3 protein-coding genes are annotated in these 5,448 nt (G+C 47.8%); 1 reads left to right on the top strand and 2 read right to left on the bottom strand.

Annotation, left to right across the window (positions count from 1 at the left end; translation table 11 throughout):
• The coding region (locus IQ235_RS17725) for a pentapeptide repeat-containing protein (RefSeq protein ID WP_319592618.1) at window positions 1-895 on the top strand (895 nt) is incomplete at its 5' end.
• A gap of 178 nt (window positions 896-1,073) precedes the next feature.
• Here the strand turns inward: IQ235_RS17725 and IQ235_RS17720 are convergent.
• Both IQ235_RS17720 and IQ235_RS17715 read right to left on the bottom strand, forming a co-directional pair.
• Window positions 1,074-3,839, bottom strand: a complete 2,766-nt coding sequence (locus IQ235_RS17720) for a response regulator (protein ID WP_264322751.1) — start codon at window positions 3,837-3,839, stop codon at window positions 1,074-1,076.
• Window positions 3,840-4,364: 525 nt separating this feature from the next.
• Window positions 4,365-5,448 (bottom strand): adenylate/guanylate cyclase domain-containing protein (locus IQ235_RS17715; RefSeq protein WP_264322750.1); only part of this gene is annotated, 1,084 nt, incomplete at its 5' end.

The raw sequence follows: 5,448 nt of genomic DNA, 5'->3' as shown, positions 1-5,448 counted from the left end.
CTATCGACGAGGAGGCGCAACCGCTGTGAATTTTCCCCACAAATTTTCTCGTATTTTCTTCGGTACGGCGGCCTTGCTCGTTCCACTGAATATTTTGCTCTCGGCCCAGGCTTACGATCGTGATGATTTAGAAGATTTACTCGATAATAATTCCTGTCGTCGGTGCGACCTGAGAGGGGCAGATCTCGAAAATGTAAATCTGCGAGGTGCGGATTTAGAAGACGCGGACTTACGCGATGCCGATCTCGAAGATGCAGATTTGCGAGGCGCAAATTTAGAAGATGCCAACCTACAGGATGCTAACCTGCGGGATGCCAACCTGCGGGATGCCGACCTGCGAGATGCCGACCTGCGGGATGCCGACCTGCGGGATGCCGACCTGCGGGATGCCCGATTGAGAGGAACCCGATTTGAAAATACCCGAATTAACGATCGCACTCGAGGTTTAGACGATTATTTAGACGATCGTAACGATCGCCACAATCGCCGCGACCGCGATCGCGACGACAGCCACAGCCGAGAATACGAAGATGAAGTCGAGCGAATTTACCGCGAAGTTCTCGGTCGCCGTCCCGAACGCAACGGTTTGCGTAACTACGTTCGCCTTCTCGAACGGGGTGAATCCTTGGACGAGATTCGACGGGACATTTCCCGCAGCGACGAAGCCCGCGATTTAATTAACCAAATTTACCGAAACGTCCTCGGTCGCGATGCTGACAATGATGGCTGGCGGCACTATCGCGAGAAACTCGAGGAGGGTTGGGATATCGATCGGGTGCAACGAGACATCGAACGCAGCGACGAAGCCCGCAGTCGAGATCGTCGTTTCCCCGGTGGTGGTGTTGCCCCATTGCCCGAATCGGGCGATCGCGATCGCCAACGAATTGAGCTTTAGAATTCATCACAGGACTTGGAAGGTTATTTCTGCAAAAACCGCCTCATGCTTTATCTGGGGTTTGGCGTTCTCTCTGAGGCTACTCCATTACCCAGAATGCTTAGAATTTCGTGGTGGCGATCGCTCAACCTTCCCAGTCGCGTTCATTATCCCTTTTCCCCAGGTGCAGCCCTAGATCTCAGTTTTGTTCTAGTAACGACTGGGTCAGTTCGATCGCCCGATCGAAACGGAAGTTCTCCACCCACTCCTCCAGCGTCTTCGCCAAAACTTCCCCATCCGGTGGAACCTGAGGTAATAACTCGAGAACGAGTTGGGCATCTACCTGGGTTGCAGCTTGATGGAGTCGATCGATCCAGGATCTGGGCATTTTTTCGAGATGACCTTGCAGAACCGACACTGTGACTTCTTCTGAGGCGTGGGGGGATGGTTCGTCCGAGGGGGCTTCGTCAGCGTAGATATATTTGACTCCCAGATGTTGAGCCATTTTTTCATAGAGAATTTTCTCCTCAAACGGCTTGCGAACGAAGTCGTCGCATCCAACGGATAAAACCAAAGAGCGATTTTCCTCAAACGCACTCGCCGTCAGGGCAATAATCACCGTCGTCTGACCTTTGATGTGAGCGCGAATTGTTTGACTGGCTTGATATCCATCCATGACGGGCATCCGAATATCCATCCAAATCAGATGGGGTTCCCATTCTTCCCAGACTTGTACCGCTTCTTCTCCGTTAGCCGCTTCTCGAACTTGGAAACCGAGGGGACTTAAGATTTGGACTAATAGTTTCCGATTGGCCGATCGATCGTCCACAGCCAAAATGCGATAGTTGGGTTGGTTTGCCGCCAGACCGATGACTTGACGAGTGGATGGCCGCTTTGGAAGATCGCTCGATTTCGCGAGGGTGATGGGAATGGCAAATCGGAAGATCGTACCCCGACCCACACAACTCTCCACTTGAATTTCTCCTCCCATCAATTTCACGAATTGCTGGCTGATAGGCAAACCCAAACCCGTACCCTCTTGAGATTTTTGACCGAGTGTCGTTTGTCCGAAGGCTTCAAACAAGCAATGCATTTCATTGCAGTCAATGCCAGGTCCAGTATCTTCTATCTCAAATTGAATCATTCGTCCATCGGAACGATCGAGTTGTCCATCAAGATCGGGAATTGGCAAAACTCGCAAAGTCACGCTTCCCGATCGGGTAAATTTAATGGCATTACCGAGTAAGTTGACGAGAACTTGACGTAGTTTACCTTCATCGGTTTGGATATATCGAGGGAGATCGGCAGCTCGATCGCAGATAAGTTCCAAGTTTTTGGAGCGAGCCTTGAGCTGTAACATTTCCACCAAGGTTTCGATTTCTACGTGAAGGTCGAATCGACTGGGATTGAAGGAAAGCCGTCCGGCTTCAATTTTTGACATCTCTAGAACATCGTTAATTAAGCCCAGCAGATGTTCGCCACTGCGATTAATAATTCTCAGGTGGTCTTGCTGCTGGGAATTGAGGCTAGAATCGCGGGTCATCACTTGCGTAAAACCGAGAATGGCATTCAGTGGCGTTCGCAATTCGTGACTCATATTCGCCAGAAATTGACTTTTCGATTGGTTGGCAGACTCAGCATCTTCTTTGGCTTTTTGAAGGGCATTGAGGGTATTTTGGCGATCGGTAATATCTCGAACGATCGCCAAAAGCCGCTGTTGACCGACCAGAGAAATGGGTTTGAGAATCACCTCCGTCAAGAACCAACGACCCGATGTATGTTTGCCCACCCATTCAAACTTTTGGGTTTTACCTTGTCGGGCTTTTTTAATCGATTCTTTCAAGTTTTTCCGATGTTCGGATGTCGTTCCGATTCCTAAAAAACGCAATCCAACATGTAGCATTCTTTGAGAACTCAAGCCATACAGTCCGCACAGTTGCGGGTTGACTTCTAATGCTTTTTGTGAATGAGGATCGTAGAGCATCATGCCATCGTGAGAAACTTCAAAGATGGCTCGATAGTTTTGTTGCGCGCGGTGGCGTTCGAGAGCGACTTTGGATAAATACACTGCCGTGGCTATCAAATCTCGATCGCGAGAACTGGGATATTTCGATTGCTGATAATACATGGCGATCGTCCCTAAAACCTCGCCTGCCTCCGTCAGAATCGGTCGAGAACAACAGGCTTTTAGACCGCAAGCTAAGGCAATCTCTTTCAAGTCGATCCAACGAGAATCGATGGCAATATCGTCCGTCATCACCGTTTGCTTGGTATAGGCTGCCGTTCCGCAGGCAGCCGCCATCGGTCCGATTTCCAAACCTTCGATCGCCTGGTTGTAAGCCTCAGGCAAACTCGGGGATACACTGTGGTACAACCGCTTCGTTGCCGGTTGTAGAATCGAAATCGAACATAAACCCTCTTGCGATCGCTCTTCCACAAACCGAGCGATCGCCCCAAAAATACAATCGATTTCCGTTCCTCTAGCAATCAGTTCTAAAATTTGATTTTGTCTTGCCAAAAGAGCATCCACCCACTGGCGCCGTTCGATTTCTTGTTGAAGAAGTTGGTTTTGTTGAGTCAGTTGAGTTTGCAGCCGATTTAACGTCAGTTGATGCTCGACTCGAACGAATACATCTTCAAACTGAAAGGGTTTTGTAATATAGTCCGCACCACCGACATTAAATCCTTTAACTTTATCGATCGCTTCGCTTAGAGCACTCACGAAGATGATAGGAATATGACGCGTTTTAATGCTAGATTTTAGTTGTTTACAAACTTCAAACCCATCCATTCTCGGCATATTGACATCGAGTAAGATTAAGTCTGGCTTTGTCGAGTTTGCAATTTCGACCCCTTTGAAGCCATCAGACGCAATTTGAACCTCGTACCCCTTTTTGATCAGCATCCGCTCTAATAAGCGTCGGTTCTGAGGATTATCATCAACAACTAGGATATTACCTTTCAAGCATTCTAGATTCACGATCGATTTAGAAAAAAACTTAAATAAAAATTTGAACTGGGGAAGGGAAAGTGGTTGACTAAACCGATCTTGACGTTTAGGTTGTTCCTGAATGTCGACCGTTACCATCTTCAGATGCAGTCTTTGTGTCGAACGGAGTGCTTTATTCCCCTCTTTTTACAGTTTAGCCTCGACCCCGAACGATCGACCCCATTCCTGAAATTAAGATCGGCATTATCATTTTTTTTAGATAGCTCAAACAAAATTCAATGGCTGTCTGTTAGGTAGCATTTAGCCGCTTGCATGAGGTCGCAAGCCCAAAGTGAATCCACCTCGAGCGAAATAAAAAATCGAATTTAGGTCGGTTTGTGAGGCATCACTATCGAATTTAAATCGCGACAAAAATAATGATTTTCTCGGAAAACTTCATTTTTTTAAAAACTTAACTCTATCCCCAATACTACGTCCATCAATTTATATATTTTTTTGGTAAAAATACTAAAATGTTTGCGTAAAATCACGATAATAAGCTTAATAATCCGGTCTGTTTTTTTCCTCTACTAGCCAGTAGGTTTCCATCTGGCCTTTTCCTTTTATGTCAACGATACCTCGTCTCTCAAATCGATACCTTTCTTGGAGTTGGAGATAGGTTGCTTCTGTGACTTGAATACCTCCGGGCACACCTGTCGATTCCATCCGACTGGCGACATTCACGGTATCTCCCCATAAATCGTAAATAAACTTTTTAATGCCAATGACTCCCGCAACCACGGGGCCGGTATTGATACCGATGCGAATTTGAAAGGTTTCCCCCCGATCGGTTTTAAATCGAGCGATCGCTCGTTGCATATCTAAAGCCATCTGGGCGATCGCTTCGGCACTATTGGCGATGGGAAGGGGAATTCCGCCAGCCACCATATACGCATCGCCGATGGTTTTGATTTTTTCTAAGCCATGGGTTTCGGCGAGGCGATCGAATTCGGAAAAAATTTGGTTGAGTACATCGACGAGTTCCGTTGCCGACAGACGCACCGAGAGGGAGGTAAAACCCACGATATCGGCAAATAAAACCGTCGCTTCGTCAACGGCAGAGGCGATCGCGCCTTCTTCCTCTTTGAGCTGCGCGGCAATTTCTCTGGGTAAAACATTGAGTAACAAGCGCTCGGATTTCGCCTGTTCTTGCCTCAAGGCTTCTTCGGCTTCTTTGCGCTGGGTAATATCTTCTAAAACACCGATGACACCGATCGTATTCCCACAGGCATCGTGCATGGGAATGCGGCTCACATCCAACCAAATGACTTTCCCCTCGACATCCGGTCGCTGTTTGGAAATAATGGTATGTAATTGAGGGGTGTTGCTCTCGATGGTTTGTCGATCTCGCGCTCGGAAAAAATCGGCGATTTCTCGACTGGGAAGTAAATCGTAATCGGTTTTGCCAACGGCATCTTCCGCGCGAGCTAAATGGGCCGAAGATGCCCAGTTTTTATTGCATCCTCGAAAGACGAGGTTCGTATCTTTCCAAAACACTTGCTGGGGAATATTATCCAGGACGAGGCGCAGGTAGGTTTGCTGTTCTTGGAGCGCCCGTTCCACCCGCTTGCACTCTGTAATATCT

This window comes from Zarconia navalis LEGE 11467 (genome assembly GCF_015207075.1).
GTDB lineage: Bacteria > Cyanobacteriota > Cyanobacteriia > Cyanobacteriales > Geitlerinemataceae > Zarconia > Zarconia navalis.
This window is presented reverse-complemented; position numbering and strand designations above follow the sequence as displayed.